The 25636-nt window shown below is 44.3% G+C and carries 21 protein-coding genes; 13 read left to right on the forward strand and 8 right to left on the reverse strand.

All coding sequences use genetic code 11. From position 1 onward, the window contains the following. Positions 1-94: 94 nt before the first annotated feature. The 3 genes from HRQ85_RS07110 to HRQ85_RS07120 form a co-directional block, all read right to left on the reverse strand. Positions 95-3214 (reverse strand): efflux RND transporter permease subunit, encoded by a 3120-nt coding sequence (locus HRQ85_RS07110; RefSeq protein WP_086967848.1) that lies wholly within the window; start codon positions 3212-3214, stop codon positions 95-97. A gap of 6 nt (positions 3215-3220) precedes the next feature. Beyond that, the gene (locus tag HRQ85_RS07115; protein ID WP_253918833.1) at positions 3221-4306 is read right to left on the reverse strand and encodes an efflux RND transporter periplasmic adaptor subunit; all 1086 of its coding nucleotides are present in this window, start codon (positions 4304-4306) and stop codon (positions 3221-3223) included. Positions 4307-4454: 148 nt separating this feature from the next. Further along, a complete protein-coding gene (locus HRQ85_RS07120; RefSeq protein ID WP_253918834.1) occupies positions 4455-5867 on the reverse strand; it encodes a TolC family outer membrane protein in 1413 nt (470 codons plus the stop codon). A 267-nt stretch (positions 5868-6134) separates the two neighbouring features. On the opposite strand from HRQ85_RS07120, the gene HRQ85_RS07125 reads away from it, so the two are divergent. From HRQ85_RS07125 to HRQ85_RS07150, 6 genes are all read left to right on the forward strand, one after another. Further along, the gene (locus HRQ85_RS07125) at positions 6135-6389 is read left to right on the forward strand and encodes a cold shock domain-containing protein (protein ID WP_172379152.1); all 255 of its coding nucleotides are present in this window, start codon (positions 6135-6137) and stop codon (positions 6387-6389) included. After that, positions 6386-7774, forward strand: coding sequence for a hypothetical protein (locus tag HRQ85_RS26210; RefSeq protein WP_253918835.1), 1389 nt, complete (start codon positions 6386-6388; stop codon positions 7772-7774). The genes HRQ85_RS07125 and HRQ85_RS26210 overlap by 4 nt, the downstream gene beginning before the upstream one ends. Before the next feature lie 22 nt (positions 7775-7796). Then, a complete protein-coding gene (locus HRQ85_RS07135; RefSeq protein ID WP_172379153.1) occupies positions 7797-8525 on the forward strand; it encodes a winged helix-turn-helix domain-containing protein in 729 nt (242 codons plus the stop codon). Continuing rightward, the gene (locus HRQ85_RS07140) at positions 8501-9058 is read left to right on the forward strand and encodes a hypothetical protein (RefSeq protein WP_172379154.1); all 558 of its coding nucleotides are present in this window, start codon (positions 8501-8503) and stop codon (positions 9056-9058) included. Before HRQ85_RS07135 ends, HRQ85_RS07140 begins: the two co-directional genes overlap by 25 nt. A gap of 136 nt (positions 9059-9194) precedes the next feature. Further along, a complete protein-coding gene (locus HRQ85_RS07145; RefSeq protein WP_012600793.1) occupies positions 9195-10076 on the forward strand; it encodes a LysR family transcriptional regulator in 882 nt (293 codons plus the stop codon). Positions 10077-10212: 136 nt separating this feature from the next. After that, complete coding sequence (locus tag HRQ85_RS07150) at positions 10213-11250, forward strand: linear amide C-N hydrolase (protein WP_172379155.1); 1038 nt, start codon at positions 10213-10215, stop codon at positions 11248-11250. A 35-nt stretch (positions 11251-11285) separates the two neighbouring features. Here HRQ85_RS07150 and HRQ85_RS07155 read toward each other — a convergent pair whose 3' ends face one another. Beyond that, positions 11286-12185 carry a LysR family transcriptional regulator gene (locus tag HRQ85_RS07155; protein ID WP_172379156.1) on the reverse strand — a complete coding sequence of 300 codons (900 nt, stop codon included), beginning with the start codon at positions 12183-12185 and terminating at the stop codon, positions 11286-11288. Between the two features lie 111 nt (positions 12186-12296). Between HRQ85_RS07155 and HRQ85_RS07160 the strand changes: the two genes are divergently transcribed. Further along, positions 12297-13976 carry an amidohydrolase gene (locus HRQ85_RS07160; protein ID WP_050633534.1) on the forward strand — a complete coding sequence of 560 codons (1680 nt, stop codon included), beginning with the start codon at positions 12297-12299 and terminating at the stop codon, positions 13974-13976. A gap of 116 nt (positions 13977-14092) precedes the next feature. Here the strand turns inward: HRQ85_RS07160 and HRQ85_RS07165 are convergent, their stop codons facing one another. Beyond that, positions 14093-14983 (reverse strand): LysR family transcriptional regulator, encoded by an 891-nt coding sequence (locus HRQ85_RS07165; RefSeq protein ID WP_050650549.1) that lies wholly within the window; start codon positions 14981-14983, stop codon positions 14093-14095. A gap of 363 nt (positions 14984-15346) precedes the next feature. On the opposite strand from HRQ85_RS07165, the gene HRQ85_RS07170 reads away from it, so the two are divergent. From HRQ85_RS07170 to HRQ85_RS07180, 3 genes are all read left to right on the forward strand, one after another. After that, the gene (locus HRQ85_RS07170; RefSeq protein ID WP_048611003.1) at positions 15347-17254 is read left to right on the forward strand and encodes an amidohydrolase; all 1908 of its coding nucleotides are present in this window, start codon (positions 15347-15349) and stop codon (positions 17252-17254) included. Between the two features lie 749 nt (positions 17255-18003). Then, positions 18004-18543 (forward strand): hypothetical protein, encoded by a 540-nt coding sequence (locus HRQ85_RS07175; RefSeq protein WP_253918836.1) that lies wholly within the window; start codon positions 18004-18006, stop codon positions 18541-18543. Between the two features lie 31 nt (positions 18544-18574). Further along, positions 18575-19768 (forward strand): carbohydrate porin, encoded by a 1194-nt coding sequence (locus HRQ85_RS07180; protein WP_172379157.1) that lies wholly within the window; start codon positions 18575-18577, stop codon positions 19766-19768. Between the two features lie 126 nt (positions 19769-19894). Here HRQ85_RS07180 and HRQ85_RS07185 read toward each other — a convergent pair whose 3' ends face one another. The 3 genes from HRQ85_RS07185 to HRQ85_RS07195 form a co-directional block, all read right to left on the reverse strand. After that, positions 19895-20569, reverse strand: coding sequence for a DUF1868 domain-containing protein (locus HRQ85_RS07185; RefSeq protein ID WP_172379158.1), 675 nt, complete (start codon positions 20567-20569; stop codon positions 19895-19897). Between the two features lie 20 nt (positions 20570-20589). Further along, on the reverse strand, positions 20590-21714 hold the full coding sequence (locus tag HRQ85_RS07190; RefSeq protein WP_172379159.1) for an ROK family protein: 1125 nt from the start codon (positions 21712-21714) through the stop codon (positions 20590-20592). A 62-nt stretch (positions 21715-21776) separates the two neighbouring features. Then, a complete protein-coding gene (locus HRQ85_RS07195; RefSeq protein WP_172379160.1) occupies positions 21777-22604 on the reverse strand; it encodes a glycerophosphodiester phosphodiesterase in 828 nt (275 codons plus the stop codon). 241 nt (positions 22605-22845) lie between these two features. Between HRQ85_RS07195 and HRQ85_RS07200 the strand changes: the two genes are divergently transcribed. The 3 genes from HRQ85_RS07200 to HRQ85_RS07210 are packed head-to-tail and all read left to right on the forward strand — an operon-like array spanning position 22846 to position 25624. Then, positions 22846-23916, forward strand: a complete 1071-nt coding sequence (locus HRQ85_RS07200; RefSeq protein ID WP_172379161.1) for an ABC transporter ATP-binding protein — start codon at positions 22846-22848, stop codon at positions 23914-23916. After that, a complete protein-coding gene (locus tag HRQ85_RS07205; RefSeq protein WP_172379162.1) occupies positions 23913-24782 on the forward strand; it encodes an ABC transporter permease in 870 nt (289 codons plus the stop codon). The genes HRQ85_RS07200 and HRQ85_RS07205 overlap by 4 nt, the downstream gene beginning before the upstream one ends. Further along, positions 24779-25624 carry an ABC transporter permease gene (locus HRQ85_RS07210; RefSeq protein WP_172379163.1) on the forward strand — a complete coding sequence of 282 codons (846 nt, stop codon included), beginning with the start codon at positions 24779-24781 and terminating at the stop codon, positions 25622-25624. The genes HRQ85_RS07205 and HRQ85_RS07210 overlap by 4 nt, the downstream gene beginning before the upstream one ends. Positions 25625-25636: the final 12 nt, after the last annotated feature.

Raw genomic sequence — 25636 nt, forward strand, 5'->3', positions numbered from 1 at the left:
ACGGTAAAAACAATCTTTAAAACTCATAACGAGGGGTAAAAACCATCAATAAAGCAACGACACACCTTTGCCGTCACTTTATTGAGGCTATGGGTTACTGTTGTTTCGTTTTCAGCTTTTCACGGAGTGTTTGGAAAATGGCGTAGAAGCCCGGAGTCATCATCGAACCGACCACCAGCACCATCAACATGCCACCCAGTAGTGCCAATCCAGTGGTGTTCTGAGAGATAGCCCCTGCACCATTGGCAAACACCAAAGGCAAGATGCCAAGGATGAATGACCATGACGTCATGTTTACGGCTCTAAAACGCATCTTGCCGCCTTGGATTGCTGCCTCTTCGATGCTTAAACCTTGAGTTTCACGTTTCAGCTTTGAGAACTCGACCATCAGAATCGCGTTCTTAGCTGCAAGGGAAATCAATAGAATCAAGCCAATTTGACCGTAGATAGACAAGGCTTGCCCACCCGCTAATAGCGCCGCGAAGGTGCCCACAGCCGCAGTTGGAGCTACAATTATGATCGCAGCAGGCAGAGCCCATGATTCGTACTGAGCAACAAGGAACAAGTAGATGAATACCAGTGCTAAAACCAGAGCGATTTGAGCCGTGTTCCCCGCCAACTTCTCTTGATAAGCCATGTTCGTCCACTCATAGGTATAACCCTGAGTAAGAACTTCCTCGGCGATACGCTCCATTGCATCAATCGCCTCACCAGATGAGTAACCTGGAGCTGGATTTAGCTGCAAACGTGCCGCAGGTAACATGTTGTAGCTTGTAACTAGGTCAGGTTCTAATGTCGGTTCGATCGTTGCGACAGCAGACAGCGGAACTTGCTCGCCAAGCGCCGACGGGACATGTATGCGTAGCACATCAGATAGATCATTTCGTTGTTCCCCTTTAGCTTGAACAAAAACTCGGTAGCTTCTTCCGTTTAGTGCAAAGTCATTAACGTATGAAGACGCCAGATGTGTCGCCATCGCATCGTTAATTGCACTGAGTGGGACGCCTAACTGACGCGCTTTCTCGCGATCAATTTCGACGTTGTAATGTGGAACATTGGCACGATAAGTCGTCATCGCATTGGTGATTTCTGGCGCTTGATTGGCCGCTGCCATCATTGCGTAAGTCACTTGCGCGAGTTCTTGAGCAGTGCGTCCAGACGTGTCTTGCACCATGAACTCAAGTGCATCACCGATACCAATACCTGGAATAGGTGGTAGACCCATAGCGATGCTCATCGACTTATCAATGCCATACAATTGCATGTTGATGCGCTGGGCAACCGCAGCTTGTGTATGGTCGCCATCCATTGCAAGACGCTCATCCCAGTCTTTCAAATTAACAAACATGGTCGCTGAGTTAGCGGCAACACCACCGGTCAGAGCATTGAAGCCAATCGCACCTGCGAAGTCTTCAATTGCTGGGTCTTGGTTTAATACCGCTTCAGCTTGACGAATCAAGTCATGAGTACGCTCTTTCGATGCGTTATCAGGCAAGAACATCGCGAGCGCCAACACGCCTTTGTCTTCAGCTGGAACAAATGCCGTCGGTAGCTTGTCATTCATAGTCACCATCGCAGTAATAGCCACTGCGAACGAAACTAAAAGCACTGCTGATTTGCGCACCAATAAAGAGACTGCTTTGCCATACGCGTCTGTTACTTTGTCGAACATTGCATTGAATGCCACAAACCACTTAGCAGGTTTAGGGTTGCGCTTCATAACCATTGCACATAGTGCAGGTGACAAAGTGAGTGCATTGATAGCCGATAGCACCAAAGCGATACAGATGGTGATAGAGAACTGAGCAAACATCAGCCCCGTGATACCTGGCAGCAATGCCACAGGAATAAACACCGCAAGCATGACCAATGTTGACGCGACAATCGGGCCGGTGACTTCTTTCATCGCTCGATTGGTGGCTTCTTTGGCATCAATGGTTTGGTTTTCATTGAGAATACGTTCTACGTTCTCAACCACCAAAATGGCATTGTCCACCACGATACCAATCGCCAGAATCAAGCCAAATAAGGTAACGGTATTGATACTAAAGCCACCCATTTGCATGAAAGCAAAAGTACCAATCAAAGACACAGGAATCGCAATCACAGGTGCAAGTGTTGTTCTGACATTACCTAAGAACAGGTAAGTCACCGCAATCACAAGCCCGACAGCAACAATTAAGGTTTCGACGATACTGCGAATAGACGCTTCAACCGATAATGTGGTGTCGTATGGGATCGCGTAAGTCATACCGGCAGGCATGATGCTTTCGATGTCTTTCAATACCGATTTAACCGCAGCGCCTGTTTCCAAAGCATTGGCATCGGGGTTAGCCTGCATTGCGACTAGAGCAGCATCTCCGCCATTGTAGGTTGCGTAGGCATCATAGAATTGGCTGCCAATCTCTACGTTAGATACATCTTTCAGATAGATTTGATTGCCGTCTGCTAACGTTTTTACAATGATTTGTTCAAACTCTTCTGCACTCGACAGTCGACCTTGAGTGATCAAGTTAAACTGCAATGCGGCATTTTCACGACTTGGACCTTGCCCAATTCGCCCTGCAGGCACTACTGCATTTTGTTCACGAATCGCGTTCTTCACATCAAACGTTGTCACACCTAATGACGCCATGCGGTCCATATCAAGCCACACTCGCATGCCATAGGTCGCACCAATCAAATCACTGCTCGCCAAGCCAGAGATACGAGCGATACGCTCCATGAAGTTTGCTTCAACCCAGCTATTAAGCTCTAGTTCTGACATGGATTGATCTTCAGAGTAGAAAGCAATCGCGAGCAAGTCATCCGGCGCGGCTTTACGAATTCGCACACCACGAGCACGAACTTCAAACGGCAGCATGTTTTCAGCAACAGCAACGCGGTTAGATACGTTAACCATCGCCATATCGGCATCAACACTGTTATCAAAGGTAATGTTTAAGAAGTAACGGCCATCGTTGGTTGAACGCGACTGCATGTAAACCATGCCATCTACACCGTTCACTTCCTCTTCGATTGGATTACCAATCACCTCTTTTACGGTCTCAGCACTGGCGCCCGGCATGAACGCGACGACACGAACTTGTGGAGGCGTCACGCTTGGGTACTCTGAAATCGGCATGGTTTTAATCGCGATCAAACCAATCAAGGTCAGGAAGATCGAGATAACAAACGCAAATTTCGGTCGGTCGATAAAAAATTTACTGATCATAATCTGTTACTCCGCAACTGAAACAGGAGCACCAGGGCGAATGCGTTGCAGTCCACCAACAATCACTTGCTCACCGGCGCCTAAGCCATTTGCGACGAAAACATCTTGTCCAATTCGATCACCTACAACGACATCACGACGTACCGCGTTGCCTTCTTCGATGGTAAGTACATATTGAGCGAGCTGATCTTGATGGATCGCTTTATGAGGAATTTGCACGCCGCTTAATGGTTCTGCACTCGTCAGCCCAACACGAACAAATTGATTTGGCAGCAGACCCGCTTCGCTGTTATCAAAAGAGGCAGAAACCGTCACCGTACCGCTGGCTGCATTCACTTTGTTATCAACAAAAGCGATGTTGCCTTGGTAGTCCGTCAATTGACCATCACGCTCAAGTAATACTGATGTTGCTTGCTTACCTTGAAGCTGATATTGACTCAGTTCGCTTTCTTTAATCGAGAAAGTGGCATCGATCGGATCCATCTTGATCAGGTCAATCAATGGGCCAAAGTTAGGTCCTACCATGTCACCGATAGAGAAGTTACTTTTCCCTAACTGACCTGAATACGGTGCTTTAACTTGGGTTTGGTCTAAGTTGTCTTGCTGAACTCTTACGTTTGCTCGCGCAGATACCAATCGAGATCTCGCCATCTCTAGCTCCGCAATACTCAAATCAAGCTGCGACTGTGAAATACCGCCCGACTTCAACATCTGAGTGGTTCTTTCATGGTTTAGCTGAGTCAAGCTCAGTGCCGATTGCGCTTCAGATAAGGTTGCTTTTGCCGCGTCAAATGCCGCTTGGTATGACGTTGGGTCAATTTCAAAAAGCACAGCGCCCGCTTCGACAAAGGCACCGTCATCAAAGAGTTTATTTAACAAGAAACCACTGGTTCTTGGTGTCAGTTGAGCAGACTCAACCGCCTCCATTCTTCCTATATGGTATTGGATTGGCGAATGTGCCATTTCCTCGGCAAGCACCACCGTTACCGGTGTACTTGGTACCGGAGCAGCTGTTTGCTCCGTAGGTTGTGAATTACCACCACAGCCTGCAAGTAAGATACTTGCGGTTAATAACGTTATTGTTTTTTTCATCGTGTGTTCTCTACAAATACGTCGATACATTGAGTGACCGCATCCTGATTCAATCTGAGGTTTAATCTCAGGTGCCATCACATTTGATCTATTTTCTATTCGGCGTTGACGCCATGATTTCGAGCGAGCGCTTTAACCCGCTTTTCGACTAGCGTTTCAAACCAGCGTTAATCGCACTGATGTCTTCAGGTAAAAGCTCACCACCTAAGAACTTGAGCTGCAGTGACACCAAAATGAAATCAATTTGCGCTTCAGTCAGGTCTTGCTTCGCCGCATAAAGCTGACGAGTTCCGTTCAGCACATCGACAATCGTTCTGCTGCCAATTTCAAAACCTTGTTGAGTCGCAACAAGTGAGCGTTCAGCAGAATGAACAGAGTTGGCATAGGCTTGCTGAGCACTAATAAGGGCATTGAGGTCTTTTTCTGCACCGCGGATTTGACGCGTCACGCTTCTCCAAGATTGCTCTTGAAGCTGAACGGCTTGTTGGTATTGAACTTTGGCTTGTTGTACTTCGTTGCTGGTTGCCCCGCCTCGGTAGACAGGCAAGGTCATTGCTACACCTGCAAACACGGTTGAGTTATCATCAATGCTATTAAACTGCTGCTTTGACTGACCCATCTCGGTTCTACGAATCTCGCTCGCAAACGTATAACGGTACTCAGCAACCAAGCCTAACGACGGTTGATGCCCAGCTTGCGCTAATTCAATCTGCTGCTTGCTTAGCTCAACCAGCTGTTTCTGAATTTGCATCTCAGGGTTAAATTGTTGCGCTTTTTCCTGCCATGTCAGCGCATTTTCTGGCGTTGGAATATTGGCGTCGTAACGGTCAGTATTCAGTGGATAAACCGACGTAAACTCATTGCCAGACAGCTCGTAAAGCGCGTCCAATGATTTCTCAACTTCGTTTTCAGCCACAATCACCGATGCAGAAACCAAATCGAACTGAGCGCGCGTATCAATCACGTCATTTTCCGGAATCATCCCCAATGAAAATTGACGTTCGGTTTGCTTAAGTTGCTCTTCGATCGCTTCTTGTGTCGCTTTGGTTTGCTTTAAGGACTCTTGCGCTTTAAGGGCATTGAAATAACCCACCACGACTTGTAAAGCGAGGCTCTCTAACGCGACTTGGTGTGAGACTTGGCTGAGCTCAACCTGTTGATTACTTAGCTCATTTGCCGCGTTCAGTTTCGCGTTATAAAGATTTTGCCCAACAGAAATAGACGCCTGTGCCGCGTTGGTGTCTATCTCGTTGAGTGTGGTGTAGCTGTTTCGAAGCACACCATACGCAAGGTTTGCATCAACCTGAGGTAAATACGCGGCACCTACTTTGTCTGCACCATAGGTCGCACTATCAATGGCTAGTGCTGCACTTTTTAACGCAGGGTTATTGTCGAGAGACTGCTGATACAGCTCGCTTAAGCTGACACTTTCAGCCAATGCTCCGTAGCTCGTTAATGCTCCGGCCACCAGCACAGCTAACGCCGAGATCTTCATAGAAAATCTCGGCGTTCTGCGATTAACGGCAACCGAACTTGGAAGCATTGAAGTTTGTTTTTTCATGGAATGACCCACCAACACATCAAATGGATGAACGGACTTGCGCCCTTTTGAGTCAAGTTTTGCGATTTAGGGAGTTGAGCTGTAGCGCCGTCGGAATCAAACTTGTTCTAAGTCATGATTTACTGGCAAAAACCGAGGGTTTTGTGTCGGATTCCACATAGAATTTGGATTTAATTAATTACTTATTAAATAGATTTAAATCAAAATTAGTCATAGCACCCACTGATAGAATCACGTCATTACCTATTCACTGAGTTAATCTCGTAAATGTCCGATTGGATTTGTACTCGTGGCTACATCACTTGGTTTCACCTAGAAAACGGATTTGGTTTTGCTAAACCTGATCACGGTGATATTGATGTACTCATTCACATCAGTGTCATTGAATTTGATGGTGAAATTAACTTAGAGGAAGGTCAGCGAGTTTATATGGAGCTTGAGGAAGTAAAAGGTAAGCCTCACTGGAATGCCGTCAAAGTGCTACCTCTGGTAAAACCATTCTCCGGATTAGAGTCAGTATGATGAATACTCATCAACGAGGTCGTCCTACGCTGTCGCCAGTTGTGAAGCTTGCTAAACACGTTGTAAAAGACTACCAAGATTACGTGAGCCTTAACCTTCGTTATCAAGCTCAGTTTCGTCAACACTACCCAGACCACAACGCAGAGCAGTTGGCTCTCATTAACGCCAACATCATCAGCGCCTCCGAGGAATATAAGATTTGGAGCAGTATTGACAACCTAATGCTGGCTGCGCAACGTCATTCTGATCCGATCAAGCAATGGCAAAGCATCCAAGAGAAGGTATTAGGTAATGTGCAGCAACTTATTGGCCTGTACCAGCTTCGGATTAGATCGCTTCCGGCGCAGCCAAGGTCAATACTTGTGTGTGATTTCGCGGATCAGCTTTGGCTCCATGAGCAGGCTGTCACGCAAAAAGGAATCTCACAAAAGCGAATCTCTCAAACAGTAATCTCGCAAACGTTAGTTTCGCAAACAGTGACCTCTTGGCTCGAAAGTACATTAGTTAAGGCGACTGGCTTTCAACAAGATGATTGGTTCTATACCGTCACTGAAAGCTTCAAATCAAGCATCAGAGAGCTTAACGGAGCTTTATTGAATGGTTCAGAAAGTCTCAATCATTTCTGGAGTGACGACACCTCGTTTGTGCTTGAGCGCATCAAGCATCAACGAAAGATCATTCGCTTACTGATGCTGCATATTATTGACAACAAAATAGATTCATTGCTGCCAAGGCAAGCACAAAGCAGCGCGGGCAGACCAGCACTCCCCTTGCCTGTGCAATTAATGCGACAAGAGCAAGCGCTTCAAGATACGTACCTCGAATACAGAAAGGTGTGTCATGCACACAACCAAGCAGCATTAAGCATCGAAACACTGGCCGCCAAGGCGCTCGAAAAAAACAGCAAAGCAACAACCCAAACAAAAGCCGGTAGAAAACCGATGAGCGAACTGCAAAAACTCGTCAATCAGAGCCTAGTATTAGAAGATCAGATACTGTGCCAAGAACATCAGCTTAATGAGCGCACCATCGATTGTTCAAAATTAAAATCTAACCAAAGTAGCGATGTTGAAAGTGGCTCGGCAATAGATAAACCCGTTAAGAGAGGACGCCCCACACTCTCGCCTCAAGACCAAATAGCTCGATTAAAAGCCAAACTCGACAACATAAATCAAGCCATTGAACAGTTGAAATCAAAAACTAACTCAGCGACCGCTGATACGATAGTGAGAAATATTTTGCAGTATCAAAGCCTTTGGCTGACCAATAAAATAGCGCACGCTGATCGCATATTAGCGAAACAAGAGAGTCCACTTGAGCTTGCTCGGCGTCGCAAGTGGGCTCAAAAGTTACTGACGATACGATCCACCTTAAGTAAGATTTAGACTTAACCTTGAGTGAGCTACGATGAGTTTCTACCTATTAAATCAAAATCTGCTTTTTAACAGTCAAAGCGGAAAGCTGTTAAACCTGACGTCTTTGCAAGAGACGCAACTGCGTTCCAATGAGTGGAAGTTGCTGTCACTTTTCATTGAACATTCAGGTTCTGACCTCACATCAGCATTTATTCTTGAGGCCATTTGGGAAAGTACGCGTGCAAAATCGAGTGTCGCCACCGCGGTAAAAAACTTGCGTGCCCAACTGGGAGATTCGAGCGAACAACCAAAGTTCATCCAAACTCAAGTGATGAAGGGCTACGCCTACATCGGAGAAACTCAAGCGCTCACTGAAACAGAATACCAATCATTGATTGCTCGCCACGCTTCGTTATGGTCAAAAACAGCAAACTGGGTTCAACATAACAAAACCTTTTTTATTCATAATCTTATCCGGACAGTTTGCGTTCTATTTATCGGCTGGAACTTAGTCGGCTTATACCACAATGGCGCATTCAGTCGCCTAATCGCAGAGCCGACCATCGCGCCACCTATCCCGATGTTAATCCATCAAAACGCTGAGACGCCAAGTGATCAAGACATTCAAATCTGCCAATCGCTACTGATTGAAGCTCAACAGAGTGCACTCTTCGATACTTTACCCTTTCATCGAGAAAGCTCTGCCCCGTCACTGCCGAGATTGTATTGGCGAGATCACAATAAGGAGGTGCTTGTATGTCATCTATCACCACTAAAATAATCACAAGCGGTTTCATTATTGTGGCGCTGATGTCTTACGTCATCAAAGACATCTACATTTCTCAATACAGCCCAGAATCGGTGTTTGTCGATCAGTATTGGTCGTATAAGCACAGAAGATACCCAGGTCAATTTGGTTACTTGGCTCAGTTATGGGATATACGCGTCGTCGAGACGGAGTCTGAAGTCCTCATGACTAAGGACAAGTCTTATCACGCCATGCACTTCAATTTTTTCGCCCCATCAGGTTCCGTTGCTCAGGTGACGGTGAAGTTCGACACTGAGTGGCAACGCTTTGAAAACAACCATATCCAGTTTGATGTGATTGCAGACTCAATTCGTTTAGAAGAAGCATCAAGGAAAATTGATCAAGTTAAATTCCACGCTTTCTCAAGAGATATAATCCTCCGTATGTTCTCAACGCCAAGAAAAATCATCTCTGTATCTTCACATGAAATCATCACTGAATTGCCGTATATAGGTTTGGTAAGGCAGATAAAAATAGACACACCGCATTTGCTTGAAGCGCGTTAATCGAACTCGAAAAATAAACACCTAGTATTGATCACATTTTCATCTCATTACCGACGATAAAATTTAGCGAATTCAGCATTAATGCAGGATAATTTCCATCATAAAGTCTAAGTTTACTTACTATTGAGGTTTGAACATGTTTTCTTATGAACATCTATTGGCATTTTGCACCACGTACGAAGCATCTTCATACAGCGCAGCTGCCAAAAAGTTAGGCAAAGACCGCACCACAATACGAGACCAAGTAAAGGCCGTCGAAGACTTATATGGCGTTACGCTATTTGAAATCATAGGAAAGAAAGCAACACCGACTCAAGCCGCCGATCATATCTATCAGCGATCCAAGGTTGTGTTAAATAACACCGAGAAACTCAGTACCTCATTAGAAAACATTTACATGGACGAGATGCTGACACTCAATATCTATCACGATATTTCCCTGCCACTCAATTTGGCCGTCAAAATTGAGCACGCTTTACAAGAAAAATGCCCAGAACTGCGTGTGCATTGGCTGCATCGTAATCGAGAGGACGCGTTTGATAACATTGAATCTGAATCGAACAGCATCGCGCTTATGGAGCATAAAAACATCCAACGTTTTAGTAAAAATATCGAGTTCTTCTCTTTGGGCTATGGCAAGCTAGGTATGTATGCAGGAAAAAGAAGCAAACTCCCTCACCTCAACGCGCTATCAATTGAAGACTTAAAGTTAGACAAGCAATATGTGAGCGAAAACCATTTCAACACGCTACCAGAGCTCTATTTTATTTCCCCACAGTACCACCTAGTCAGCAATAACGACCTCTTATTAGAATTGGTAAAACATGACGGTTGGGCAATCATGAGTACCGATCTAGCAAAGCCCCTAGTCCAGCGCGGCGAGTTGGTAGCTCTCCAAGTAAAACAGGTCGCAAATCATTTTAATTTTGGACTAACCTTGTATTACCCAGTATCAATGGGTAACAAAGAACCACTACCTACAATCAAGAAAATCACTCAAGCACACTTCGCCCCATAGTTATATTAATGGGTTAGGTAACAATATTAACGTGTTATCTAGCCATATTGATGGATTTTAACCCGCATATGCGAATTTTTCGTTTCTAGATTCAATGTCATGATGATTGCGTTCTCAAATTACAAAGGCATTCATCATGAATAAGAAAATTTTATCTACCGCTATTATTGCTACCTTCTCTATGGGCGTTGTTACTGCCGCCGAAGCATGTACCCGCTTGCTTTGGGATACACAAGATCAAGGCACATTCGTTTCACGTACAGTGGACTGGTCAGAACCAACCAACGTCCACCTCGTCAACATTCCAAAAAACAGCGCTTACCTTACCCACTTAAATAACTCTAACCAAGTAACCTCTAAATATGATGTCACTGGATTAACAACTTATGGGCAAATTACTGATGGTATGAATAGTGAAGGGCTTAGTGGTAATGTGCTGTACGACCGAAACATGGATACAGATGACTCAACGCAAGCTGACGACTTAGGTACGCTGACCTACCTTAAACATGTTTTATCGCAGTTTAGTACTGTTGAAGAGGCCGTTAAATTCGTTGAAAAATCGCAACCTGCCATTGAATTCGTACCCGGTATTCCCGTTAGAATTGCTCTGCACATTAGCCTTCAAGACACATCGGGTGACTCAGCAATTATAGAATTTAGAGCAGAAGGACCTCGAGTATGGCATGGCGCGGAATACACAGTAATGACCAACCAACCCGATTACGACCAACATCTGGCCAATGTAAAACGCTCTAAACGCGGTTGGGGGCCAAAAGAAGCACAATACTCACAAACCAACTTAGGGACTGGCGGTAATGCCAACCCAGAAGACAGGTTTGTACATTCAAGTTACTACATGGAACACCTTACGGAGCCGAGCAGCGTGATCAACGGTATGGTCAAACTGGACTCGCTTACTTACAAGATCCCACATGATGCGCCAATTGCACCCATTGATGGTGTGATGTCTGGCTACGCGACGGAATACGCGGTTAACTATCACCTACAAACAGGAGAAACGTTGCTTCGCTATCAGTGGGGAGATGACTTCACTCAGCTTCAATACAATATGCGAGATATCCAAGAATCTGGAAAAGCGATCAACTTCCAGTTAATCCAGCCAGGTTTGATTGGAGATGTGACTGAGACGATACTCGAATCAGCAAAATAATCGACTAGAAAAGAGGCTAAGTTTATTTAGCCTCTTTACTCAAACAGATGGTTGTTCTCTCGCCCATAATCCACACACCAACGTATGATTTGTTGGAATATAGGATGATTGTCTTTGCCATGAGGAAAGAACACATTTAGACCAAGCATCCCTCCTCGTCCTAACTCCTCAAGCTTCAACTCAACGACTTTACCCGACTCTACTAGGGATCTCATATAGTGCTTCGGCATCACCGCCCAACCGCCAAACTTCAACAACTCACAAAGTAGATCACTATTACTAACGGTATGTAAAACTGGCGATATTCTTGCAGAGGCGATATCCAAAGTAAGCATATTCTCGGTGATGTACTGAGTCTCTAAACGCAGGTGGTTCAGTGTTAGATTTGGCTCTCTAACCAACGGGGAATCACTTCTAGCAAAACACGCGAGTTCCACATCCCCAATCGATTTCCAAGCAATAGGCTGCTCTGGATACAACGATGAACGGTTCGGCATAATCGCGATATCCGCTTCGCCGTTATCAAGCATTTTTAATGCACGCTCACGAGTGCGATGTTGCCAGTTAACGACTACTCCCGGGAGTGTTTGCTGCACCTTTGATTCAATCGACGTCAGCAAGGCCAATGGTGTGATCACATCGTAAACCAAGTTTATGGTGTGCACGTCGTTCTCAAATAAGCCTTGGCTTTGCACATACAGATCACGGTTTTGACGTTCAACGGTTTTAGCTCGCGGATACAATTGTTTGGCTTGGTCGCTCGGAACCGCCTTTCTTCCTTGTATGTCAAACAACGGATAGCCCACCATATCTTCGTACGCCATCACATGCTCACGCACCGTTGTCCTTGATTTATTTAGTATTTTTGCTGCTTGGCTATAAGAGCCTTGCTCATAAACCGCAATGAAAGCACTCAACTGTTCTAATGTATGCATATGATCTCAACCTTTCACTTGATAGGGAAAGCCTAACAAAACTGACTTTGTTGTTCGAGTTTACTGGTTAATTATATGAGCCATACCTTGTTCCGATACAAAGAGACGTTTATGAAAAAGCTAACATTAAGTGCATTAAGCATTGCATTAGTGAGTCAGTTCTCAGTCGCCGCCCCTGATGTTATTTTTACTAACGGTGATATCGTCACCATGACAGGCAGCGCTGAACGCGCTCAAGCAGTAGCCGTTAAAGATGGCAAGATTGTCGCGGTCGGTGACACCCAGCAGCTATTAAGCTCAAAGGGCGACAATACTGAAATACGCGATCTCGCGGGCAACACCATGACACCTGGCTTTATCGATTCTCATGGCCACTTTGCACAGTATATTCCGGTCATTAATTCACCTTACGTTTACCCTTCACCTCTCGGCGAAGGTAACAGTATTTCTGACATTCAGCGTATCATTAAAGATCACATGTCAGACCCTAAACTCGACCCAGAAAGACTTCACTTTGCGATTGGTTACGATGACGCAGCCGTTGAAGAAAATCGCCATCCAACAAGATGGGAACTGGACGAAGTGACTGGCGAATACAAGTTGTGTGCACTCCATATTTCAGGGCATTTCTTAACCTGTAATTCAAAAGGTTTAGAGGCTATGGGTTACAACCAAGAGTCTGAAAACCCACCGGGAGGCGTATTACGACGTGATGAAAATGGCGTACTAACCGGTGTACTCGATGAGTCAGCAACCTACCCAATGTTCCAACACATTGCGGTTGCTGATATGGAAGAAGCTCTAACCAATGTGAAACTTGCTCAGGATATGTTCCTTGCTTATGGCATCACAACAGCGCAAGAAGGCAAATCGAACACTCAACTTACTCACACTCTAAAAGCCCTTGCCGACCAAGGCGCCTTCTACATGGACGTCATTACTTACCCTATGTGGAGCGAGTTTGAAGGTTCAATCGAAGTCATGCCAATCGGTGAGTATCACAACGGCGTGAAAGTTGGCGGGATGAAAATTACCACCGATGGTTCACCTCAAGGTAAAACTGCGTATTTGTCGACTCCGTACTGGGAGCCGCCACACAGCCATGCTTACCACTATCATGGCTACCCAGTCTTATCTCAGGAAGAAATCAACCAATGGGTCGATCTCGCTTACAGCCATAACGCACAGGTGATTGCGCATACCAATGGTGACGCTGCCGCTGATCTTTTCATTAATGCGGTTGAACACGCAGCCGAAAAGCATGGTGAAGCCGATCGTCGCCCAGTCGCAATTCACGCTCAAACCATTCGATTAGACCAAGTAAAGAGAATGGCGAAACTTGATGTGATTCCTTCTTTCTTTGGCGCGCATACCTTCTTCTGGGGAGATTGGCATAAACGCTCTGTGCTTGGCCCATGGCGTGCCGCTAACATCTCACCAATGGGATGGGCAAATGAGTATGATTTGATGTTCACAACGCACATGGATGCACCTGTGCTGTTTCCTGATCAACTGTTGAACATGTGGACCAATGTGAATCGCGTAACACGAAGTGGTGAGACTCTAGGTGAGCATCATAAAATTGAGCCATACCAAGCACTAGAAGCCATTACCATCAATGCGGCTTACCAGAACTTTGAGGAAGACTCTAAGGGAAGCATCGAAGTTGGAAAGCGTGCTGACTTAGTTATCTTAGCGGAGAACCCACTCACCGTTGACCCTATGGATATCAAAGACATCAAGATCTTAGAAACCATCAAAGACGGCAATACGGTTTACGTTAACCAATAGTCTACTGAGCTCCCCAGCTGAGATTATCCTTGGCTGGGGTATCACGACAAAACGACACTTTTTGTTTCTATTTCGATTTCTATTTTTCGTTGATGTGCCCAAATCTAAATTTTCGCCTATAGATTCTTGATTGCGTAACCCTTCAGTACTTCAACCAAACCTTTATACACATTGGTATTTTCAAAACTCGTTGGATAGAAGAATGAGAGCCCGAACTTCGCGCTGTGTGAAAGCAACTCATTGAACTCTATTCGGCGTAGCTGCTTCGTATTCACCGCTTCGGTCGCTAAGCTTTTTGGAAGTAACGCCCAGCCATTCACTTTCACTAACTCCAATAACATATCGTTATTACTAACGGTGCGAAAATACGGTGATATACCCAACCACTCAGGCATGGTTTTGCTTTGGTTCTCACTGATGTATTGCGTTTCTAATTGAAGATCTTCAAGTCGAATCTCACCGATTTTGAACAAAGGACTATCAATCCGTGCGTAGGCAGCAATATCACCGTCACCAAGTTTGATGGCGCTGATTGGGTATTCCGACATGTTTTCCATTCGGTGCTGCATGATCGCAACTTTGTTGTGGGCTTGTGTCACATCAACCAAGATCTCATCTCGATTTCGATGCAGCCAATTGAGCACCATGTCAGGGTGAGCCTTCAAAACATGCTGTTCTATCTCCACCACTAAATCATTGGGCATCAGAGTATCGTGATAAAAATCTAAACGGGTCAGCTCTTGTTGATAAGCATTCATCATTCTTAGATGCAATCGCTCACTGTTTTGCACCAGTAATTTTGATTGCTTATAAATAGAACGTGCAAAGCTGGTTGGTACTGCTTTTTTTCCTTCAATCGTAAATAAAATGGTTCGATAGCTGTCTTCTAGCGCTTTCACTTGTTCTCGAATGGTCGTTCTATCTTTACCAATCGCTCTCGCAGCCTTGCTATAGCTCTGTTCGTCATACGTCGCACAGAATGAGTTTAAGTGTTCATAAGAAAACATCCCTACCACCTTAGATAATTAATGTTTGGTTTTACCCATCATTATGCGTTATTAGAAACGTAATAACACTGCTAAATTAGCCACAAATGTGAGGCGAAGAGAGTTTTCACTCTGTATTTGAACGATAAAATTCGCTTCTCTATGTATTGGCAGTAAGCCCAGAAGTTAGCTATACACACTTATTTGAACAGAGTTACGCATTGCTAATTATGGGTTTACCGCCTCTCTTTTCTTGTCACTTATCCGTGAATACAAAGAACTGACTTTCTAAGCGCTCACAGGAAGATTGATTTTCCAAAGCGCGATGGTCGACTGAATCCTCTCATAGAACAAGGCCGTTAGTTGAGAGCAATAGGATCCATTATGAAAAAGCTACTTCTCTCAACGGTTATTGCTGGCCTAGTCGCCACACCAGCTTTCGCCGAAACCTCTACTAGCCCTATCACGCTCTATGTATCGAACGACATCATTACTCTTTCAGATCACGATCATAGCAACGTCGACGCTATCGCAGTCCAAGACGGTAAAATCCTCGACCTTGGCGATCAAAAAACACTTACCACTAAGTACCAATCTAAAGATGGTTTTACGATTGATAAATCATTTGAAGATCGCGTTCTTACACCGGGCTTCGTTGAACCTCACGTTCACCTTTGGCTGATGGCGTTATTGATCGGTACAGACTTTATTACTCCTGCTGATTGGGATTTACCGTGGGGCAACGTTGAAGGCGTAATAGGCCATGATAACTACTTAGCCCGTTTAACTGAGTTAGAAAGTGAACTGGCAGAAGGCGAACCATTGGTAAGCTGGGGCTACCATCACTATTTCCACGGCAATGAAATGAGCCGCGAGTTGCTGAATAACATTTCTGAAGATCGACCAATTATCATTTGGCATCGCAGCTTCCACGAATTGTTCTTCAACGATGCAGCGATGGAAATGCTAGGTTGGTCTGAAGAAGATTGGACTGGCGAAGGCTATAACTACGATCAGCTAGACTGGGAACGAGGCCATGCTTATGAAGCTGGAGCTAAAATCCTTCTCAATGATGTAATGGGGTTCTGGGTAAATAGCGGCATTTTTGCAACCGGGATGGAGCGAACCAAAGATTACATCCACTCTGGTGGTATTACTACCGCGATTGACCCTGGTGTTGTTGCAACACCTGAGATGTTCGAGCAAGTAGTCGACATTCTTGAAGACGGTAACTTCCCAATGGATTACTGGTTAATGCCAGCTGGTAACTTTACCTACATGATGGCAGAAAACGACCCTGCCAAAGGTAAAGCGATTGCCGAAGGTTTGACTCAGCACCCGTCTTATCAAGGCGAACAGATCAAATGGCTACCTAAATTCGTTAAGTTGTTCTCAGACGGCGCAATGTACAGCCAGTTAATGCAACTTAAAGATGGTTACACCGATGGTCACTCAGGTGAATGGTTGCAAGAGCCTAAAGATCTTGAAGCAAGTATGCGTCCTTACTGGGAAGACGACTACACGATTGTTATCCATGCCAATGGTGATCTAGGCTTTGAGACTGCACTGAACATTGTCGACAAGCTCAACAAAGAAAAAAGCAGAGACGATCACAGAACCAGCTTCCATCACCTAGGTATTACCGATAAAGACGACATCCCTAAAGCCGTTGAACTTGGCGCAAACTTTAGTGTAAACCCTTACTACACACATATTCTGGCTGAGCTTTACTCTGAACAAGGTATCGGTCAAGAGCGTGCGGAAGTGATGGCGCGTGGACGTTCATTCATCGATGCGGGTGGTATTTTATCATTGCACTCAGATTCACCAATGGCACCAGCGCAACCACTAGGGTTAGTTTGGGCTGCTGTAAACAGAATCGGTCTGTCTGGCAAAACGGTAATGGGACCTCAAGAGCGCATCACGGTTGATGAAGCAATGCGCGCAATCACGATTGATGCAGCATACACAGCACGTCTAGAAAATGAAGTTGGTACCATTGATATCGGTAAAACCGCCAACTTTACCGTACTCGACGACAACCCATACACGGTAAAACCTGAAGACATCAACAAGATAAAAGTTGAAGCAACGATTTACCAAGGTATCCCTGCTCCTGTAAAAAACAGTAACTCTGGTTTAGCCATGACTGAGCAAAATATGAAAGTTGTGAATGTAATCAACAGATACCACAACGCTCACGGTCATCACCACCATCATGATCATGACCACGATGTGTGTGCGACAAGCTTGTACTTCCAACATGCTCTTACGGCGATTCAACAGAAATAACGTAGGTACAATAACGATGAACATTACTCTAAGCTGAGCGAAAGTATCTCAATAGCTTAAGCTTCATTGTTATCAAAAAGTGGTAGTGTGACCTCAGCGTCCGCTATCACTTTTTCTTTTTATGGTACATGTTTACCGATTCCGCGATACAGAAACCCCTATATTCAGATATCTCTATACAAAGATCTCAAACTCAATTCGACACGCTCTCACACCTTCAATCCCCTATCTCACGGCTTTCCACAACACGACCAAATGTGCCGACACTTAGCAGATCATCGAGAATGCTTGCTGTTTGGTGGTGCAATCTATTAGCCACAACATAGCTCAACAAGTGCAGCTTTCTAAATACTGGCTCTAGCGAATTGAGCCCATACCGTGAACAGATGTATTCGTCGTTCCTGAAACTTGGCACTTGGCACTTGGCACTTGGCAAGGTAAAAGCCCCACACCTTCTCATTTTAACTGGCTAACCTCTTTTCGTAGCATCTCACCTCGCCTCATGAAAGCCACATAAATCTGATTTAATTGCGCTGTTTACCACCATAACTGTACCCTTCTTCATCAGCCAATCTTCTCTTTTGTTTTCCTTTGATGACACCGGTATTGAAACGTCTATTAAGCAGATGAAATGCAATGAAAAATCAATAAATACAATAGCTTAATAAAAACATAAAAACTTCAAAATTAGTTTTATCATCACCAAAATCGATAACATGACCCGGTCAATTACAACTCAGGTCAATACTATGTCTACCATTTGGGAATTAGATATGGGTTATCTAGAGTCACTTGGCAAGGAGCTACGCGGATACATTAAGGATGATGAAGTGACGGTATTACCCCAGCTTAGAACGCAATATCTTGCCGAGCTAAATGCAGTTATTGAAAAGATGGTTTCGTCTTCAGCGAAAACAGATCAAATGGAGGCATTGGTAAAGGTTTGCCAACATATTGTGACAACGGTCAACACCTCTCGCTATCACCGACTTAGCCAATGTATCGAGCGTATTCACTCACTCGTCAACAAGTTGCGTCACCAGCAGAACGCGGACTCTCAGCCTCTTAACGCTGATGCATTGTTCTTACTCGCGCAAAACCATGGCATTGCGATCTCAAGACACGACCTCAACGACGGTAAAGCAAGTTCGGTGTCTTTCGCTTACCAGCAAGGTTACCTATCCATTTCAGAAGCGTTTGATGCATTGAGTGCACTGTTTAAACATCAACGCCATTCACAACTGGCTAGCACGCTAAACAGCCCTGCTTATCTATCTCAATGCGCTTAGCCAGATTACGTTCTAACAATAAGATTTAATTATGAAATTTTTATCATTACCCTTTTGTTTAGCTCCACTTTTTTTATCGTCTTTAGCTAATGCAAGCCAACCATACTCTGATACATTAACCGGTGATTGGGGAGGAGATCGTAGTCACATTAAAGACAACGGACTCTCGCTAGATGCTGAATACACCAACGTTTACCAATCGGCGGTTTCTGGCTCACCATCAAATTCAAATGAGTTCACACACCGTTTTGACCTGTTTGCAGCACTTGATACCGAAAATGCTGGCCTATGGAATAACGGCACCTTTCGCACCCAGTTGATCTATCTAAACGGAGATGCGAACGACTTTGGCTTCTCCAGTTTGTCAGTACCGAATTCAGCCCATTACGCAGACAGCAGTAGCCCTTTCTTCTCATCCTTGTATTACACACACAAGTTTGATGACAACACCAACCTACTTTTTGGCAAGATCGACGCGTTTGAGCTACTACGAAATGCGCCATTCTACGGTGGTGCAACTCGTCATGGCTTCATGAACATTGCTTTCTCAGCTCCACCAAGTGGCGTGACTCCCCCATCATTTATTGGCGGCATCCTGAACCACACCATCGGCGATACACGAATCACGGCGATGATTTATGATCCAAGAGATCGATATGCTGACAACTTAGGATTCAATGATTGGTTTGATGATGGCGTGAACTTCTCATTAGGTGCAACTCACTCATTCAAACTGTTCGATAGAAGTTCTACGTTTGGTATGTCTGGTACATATAGCACTGAAGAAGGAGTGGATTACTCTTCTTTGGGTGAGACCGCAAAATATAAGTACAACATTCGAGCTCAAGCAACACACAATATCTACGAGAACAATGACGATACTATCGCCGTCTATCTAAGAGCAGCAGCGGCAGACGGTAATCCAAATATCATAGACGGAACGTTTGTTGGCGGCCTTGGAGGCAACGCTTTCTTCTTCGACAGACCTCAAGATCAATGGGGCGCGGGCTACTATTACTACAACTTGTCTAATGCGTTACAAAACAGCATTAGCGATTTGCCACTAGGAGCTGAATTAAAAGACGAGCAAGGTTTTGAGATCTACTACGCGTTCCAAGCGACGCCATGGTTAACCTTTACAGCGGATGCGCAATACGTCACACCTGCAGTCAGCACTCAAAGCAAAGTCGCGTTGTTTGGCCTAAGAACGAATATCGTTTTCTAGCTATGTAGGAGATCGCGCACTAGCCGCTATTTTTCCTAACGCACTCAATAAAAAAGCTCATGTGCAGTATTAACGACGCATGAGCTCGAATCAGATAAAGATCTTAGTGATTATTTATACCTAAAACTACGATAGTTTGATGACAGGAGTAAATTTGAACATGTCTTGGAAAGTACAAAACTCTACAGGACCATGAATCAAAGAGCCAAACGATTGAGCGATACGCTCACCAATGCGCTTCGCAGTCTGTTGTAATTCAATTTTATCTTGCTCTTCCAACTCAATAACGCGATAGCTCAGCGTAATATGAAAGTGATAGTCATCGAAGTCAGGCATATTGATACCTGTGGCTGCTTTTAACGCTTCACGACACTGCTTAAGTGCTTGAGTAGACTGCTCGTTAGCTGGTTTAATACGAATAGCAGTACCGCCAATAGGGCAATTGTAAACGTAGTCGAACATCATTTCAAAACCACCTTGAGCGCCTATCTGGCTTGCTTCTGTCGCAAACAAGTCGGTAGTTGCCGATAGTTCAGCGTCTAGGTTGAGTTTCGTCGTCCATTTATGAGCTTCACGAATTTGATCACAAACCCCTTCAAATACCGTCATGTGCATACTTGAAATAGGCAAGAATGAGAACTTGCTGCCACAGTCCATTGTTTTTAACTGATCTTGCGCCCAACGTAATTCACCAATCAAAGGGAGCGATTGATCTAAATGACAAATAAAAGTGTTGCCAGGGAATGCTCTTACGCTTCCATCTTCATGGAACTTCACACCCACACTTGGTGCATATTTCATAACAATTATCCGATGTTTTATTAAATACCTAGCGTGCGAAATACTGGGAACATGCATGCCCCATAGGTATTTAGCGACGATCCAATTTTTGAAGGAGAGAATTGAGCCATTGCATACGAGCGTTCAGCTTCTTCCCAAACCTTGTCTAATGCGATTTCATCAATAATTGCTTGGCTGATATGTTGAGGGCAAGAACCACCAATAACGATACAATCTGGGTCGAACCATCCTAAAGTGACGACTAGCATGGGCTTAAGCTGAGCAGCGGCAAAACGCACCCATTTTGACACTACAAGGTTATCTAATCCTGGAATATCTTCAGGACCATCCACTTCCAGTCCTGATGCCATCAATTGATCCAACAATCCACGAATAGTAGGCTTGTTTTCTTCACCAAGCAGGTTGAAATATGTTCCTATTTCGCCAGCATTATGCCGACTTCCACGGTAAAGTTTACGATTGATGATCACACCGCCACCAACACCATGACCAAGCTCAAATAGAACCATGTTTTTGACGTCAATCCACTTACCAGAATAAAACTCACCAACAACGGCAACATTACAATCATTATCTATCCAGACTGGCCATTCAAATACATCTCCAAAGATGCTTGCTAAATCGACACCTCGCCAATGTTCCATCTGAATGATAGTGCGAATCGACTTGCCGTCACCTTCAGAAGGCCCGGGCATTGACACACCAATACCTAAAATACGCGCATTCTGAATTTTATGTTTGTCTACCAGCGAGTCTATTTTCTGTTTGATGCTCGATAGCACTTCTGAAATTGGCGAATCTTCTGCGTAATCCATGATTTCAGTATCGATCACTTCCCCACAAAAGTTTGCTAATGCGACTTCTATACGATGAATATGAAAAGCAATACCAAATGAAAATGCTGCATATGGATTAAGCTGTAATGGAATGATCGGTTGCCCTCGCCCAACTTTTTCACGAGGCCCTTCTTTAATCATATTCATAGCCAACAGTTCTTTCGAAATACTGGTAACAGAACCGCTGCGTAAGCCCGTTTGCTCTACTATTTTAGCGCGTGGAACCGCGCGATGTTCACGACAAACCGCCAGTAGTTTTTTCTGCCCTGGTGTTAATTCTAGTTGTAATGGTTTTATCGGCGTCAACATGTTCGGTGGTTCTCTATCTAATGGTTTTAGTTTTACTTTTTAACTCTAGGAAATGTAAGCGATTAAATCGCATCCATACCGGACTCTTGTACTAACTCTTTCAACATATCAATATCGTCATGGCTAATCATATCAACGAGTCCAAACCTCAACCATTGAATAATTTCACTATGTGCATCGTAGCCATAATATTGGTTAAGCCATTGTGTCGGTTTCATATTTTTATCTTTATTCGGTAAATACAAACGCGTGGTCAAACCCGATTTTTTGTACTCTTCCAACACCGCTTGAGTCGTATATGGGTATTCAACACAAACTGCAGAAGCATTCGATTCAAGCACTGCATTTAACTGTTTTTGGTAGTGCGCAAGCGTTACAACTTGTAATTGAATATTTGGCAAACGCTGTTTCACAAGGTTAACTAAGGTATGGTCAAAGCCTAGCAATTGGATATGCGCAAGAGCATTGGGTGTTTGTTCTATCAAAGCAGTAAACTGCTCAGCAAATCGGTAATGGTTACGCCTCTGTTTTGCCTCAACAATCAACCCAAGTTGATGTTTAACCGCCCATTCAAGCACTTCACTAAATGTGGAGATTGACGTGTTTTCAAATGACGGGTGAAACCAGCTACCGAAATCCAACGCTTCTAGCTCAGATAACGTCATTTGCTCGACATATCCACTTCCATTAGACGTACGGTCGACACTTGGATCATGAATAACGACCAACTCTTCATCCGCAGTCATAGCAATATCAATTTCTATACAGCTGGTATTACGCTCTACAGCACTTATAAAAGCAGGCATAGTATTTTCTGGGCAGCGAATACAGTCACCTCTGTGACTATTTACAAGAATCTGCCCTTTTTTCGCCACATCAAAAGTAAACATAAATCGCCACCAATTAAACTACCCCAAAAAGTTTAATACAGAATACAGAGCAATTCAGCTTTATGTCAACCTAGAAATACACACCAAAAACCAGAAATAAAAACAGCTATAAAACAATGGTTTATTAAACTTTCCGTGATCGAAGAATGATTTCTGTGCGAAAAATATCGATCGTTAATAAAACTGAAATAAACTGTAAATAATCTAACTCGAAATTTAAACTTTTAAAAAAAGGTTAATCATGGCAATTTTGGAACTTCGTTCTGTGACGAAAACTTATGGTGACTTTTACGCATCAAAAGAGATCTCATTCTCTGTAGAACAAGGCGAGTTTGTCACTCTACTTGGACCAAGTGGTTGCGGTAAAACAACATTGCTGAAAATGATTGGCGGATTTCAAACACCTACATCTGGAGAAATCCTGATGAACGACCGTGTTGTGAACCAGATCCCGCCAGAAAAACGTGAAACAGCAATGTGCTTTCAATCTTATGCGTTGTTTCCACATTTAAGTGTTTCTCACAATATCTGCTTCGGCATGGTTCAGCAGAAGATCGACAAGAACGAACAAAAACGCCGTTTAGCAGAGATTTTGTCTCAGGTTGGTCTGATTGAACACAAAGACAAATTGCCAGCACAATTATCAGGTGGTCAACAGCAGCGAGTCGCTCTAGCTCGTGCAATGGTGACTCGCCCTGACATCATCCTATTTGATGAACCTTTATCTAACCTTGATGCAAAAATGCGTGAGGGGGTACGTTTCGAAATTAAAGAACTGCAACGCCAGCACAACCTAACATCTATCTATGTCACACATGACCAAGCTGAAGCGCTAGCGATGAGTGACAGAATTGTCGTGCTTAACGGCGGCAACATAGAACAGATTGGCACACCTGAAGACATTTACTATCGTCCAGCTAACCGTTTTGTTGCCGACTTCATCGGTGCTGCAAATATCCACAAGGCGTATGTGGAATCAACGTCGGAAGACAACCAGTACCGAGTGAGTTGTAACATGGCTGAATTTGTCGTTGAATCAGCAGAAGCACCACAAGCTAGTGAAGTTTTTGTTTGCTGGCGTCCTGAAGATGCAGAAATTTGTAAAAAGGATGAAGCCAATAGCTTTGAAGTTAAAGTCGAATCATCAGCTTTCCAAGGTAATAACCTAGATGTGTTTGGATGGGTAGGTACCGAGATTCCTCAGAAAATTCGCTTACAACTGAATGGTCGAGTTTCTGCTCAAAAAGGTGAAACTATTCATGTAAAACTGCCTGAATTTGGAATTCGCTTCCTAGAGGGAGTAAGCGCATGAATCTCAAACCCTACTTATTGCTGATTCCGGGAGTTGGCACCATTGCCTTACTCATGGGAAGCGCGCTCTATGTGGTGGTCGCGCAAAGCTTTGGTATGTTCAGTGTAATGGGCGAAACCAATGCAACTCTTGAATATTGGCAAGCGACTCTAAGCGACCCAATTTTATGGCGCTCAGTAACTTACTCGCTAAGAACTTCAGTACTCGGTACATTAGGCGCTGTCATACTGGCCTACCCTATTGCACTTTGGTTACACAAACCTATCCCGGGTAAACCTGCCATTATCGGTGTTCTCCGTGCTCCTATGTTTGTCCCGGGGCTTGTTGCTGCGTTCTTATTAATGAACGTGATTGCTTACCACGGTATTTTCAACGAATCATTATTGGCATTAGGCATTATTGATAAGCCCATGCGTATGTCTAACGATAAGTTCGGTTGGAGCATTGTAGTGCTGCAAGTTTGGAAAAACTTACCGTTTGCCCTAATCCTGATCAGTGGTTCAATTGCCAGCATTCGTGGAGATCTAATGGACGCTGCTCTAGACCTCGGCGCGACTCGCTGGGCAAGATTCTGTCAGGTGATTTTTCCGTTAACAATTCCAGCATTACAGGCTGCATCTATTCTGATTTTCATTGGCGCACTTGGTGATTTCTCGTTTGCTTCCGTAGCAGGTTCTCGCAGCAGCTACTCACTGGCTATGTTAATGAACATTACCGCAACCCAATATTACGAATGGGAGAACTCAGCAGTGATCGCTATGGTCATCATGCTTCTCGCAGGCTTCTCCGCTGTCGTTCTTACTTTACTAACTCAACCATTTCTTACACGTAAAAGCGTTGTTGTTGATATGGAGAAAGCATCATGAGTCGCCTACGCAACTTAACGAATACCCAATGGGTCATGTTGATCTCAATTAGCTTCTTTGTGCTAGTGAATTTTCTTTGGCTGGGTGTGCCATTTGCTATGGCTATCATTTGGTCCCTAGTCGATCCAAACCACCCATGGAGTTACCCAGACTTATTCCCACAAGTTCTCTCTTTTGGACGTTGGGTTGAAGTGTGGGAAAACACTTCCCTACCAGAAGCACTACGCAACAGCTATTCGGTTGCGCCAGCGGTAGCTATTTTGACCATCACTTTAGCAATGCCGACAGCCTATGCCTTTGGTCGCATGGAGTTTCGTGGCAAAAAGCTTGCTGAAATGGTGTCACTGCTGCCGATGGTTATGCCTTCAATGATCTTGGCTGTCTTTTTCAGTGCCATGCTCCTTGAACTAGGTCTAACTGATCCATACGTCAACATTGTTATTGCGCATACAGTATTGGCCCTGCCTTACGCAATTCGTATTTTGTCGGCAGGTTTTAAAGCCATTCCACAAGATTTGATTGATGCATGTTCAGATATGGGCGCGGGTAAGATTGGAACTTTTAAGCATGCATTCTTGCCTATGCTCAAACCAAGCTTACTTGCATCGTCAATCTTCTGCTTGGTGATCAGTATTGAGGAATTCAATATGTCCTACGTACTTGGTGCACCAGATTTTATTACTGTTCCAACCATCTTATATTCGTTTTTGGGTTATTCATTTATCAGACCTGATGCTGCCGTTGTATCTCTGATCCTTGTGATTCCAAATGTACTACTGATGTTACTAATTGAACGTTTATTGAAAGGAAACTACTTGTCTCAATCGACAGGTAAAGCTTAATTTCGTGAGGAT

The sequence above is a fragment of the Vibrio sp. Vb339 genome, from assembly GCF_902751245.1.
Classification (GTDB): Bacteria; Pseudomonadota; Gammaproteobacteria; order Enterobacterales; family Vibrionaceae; genus Vibrio; species Vibrio coralliirubri.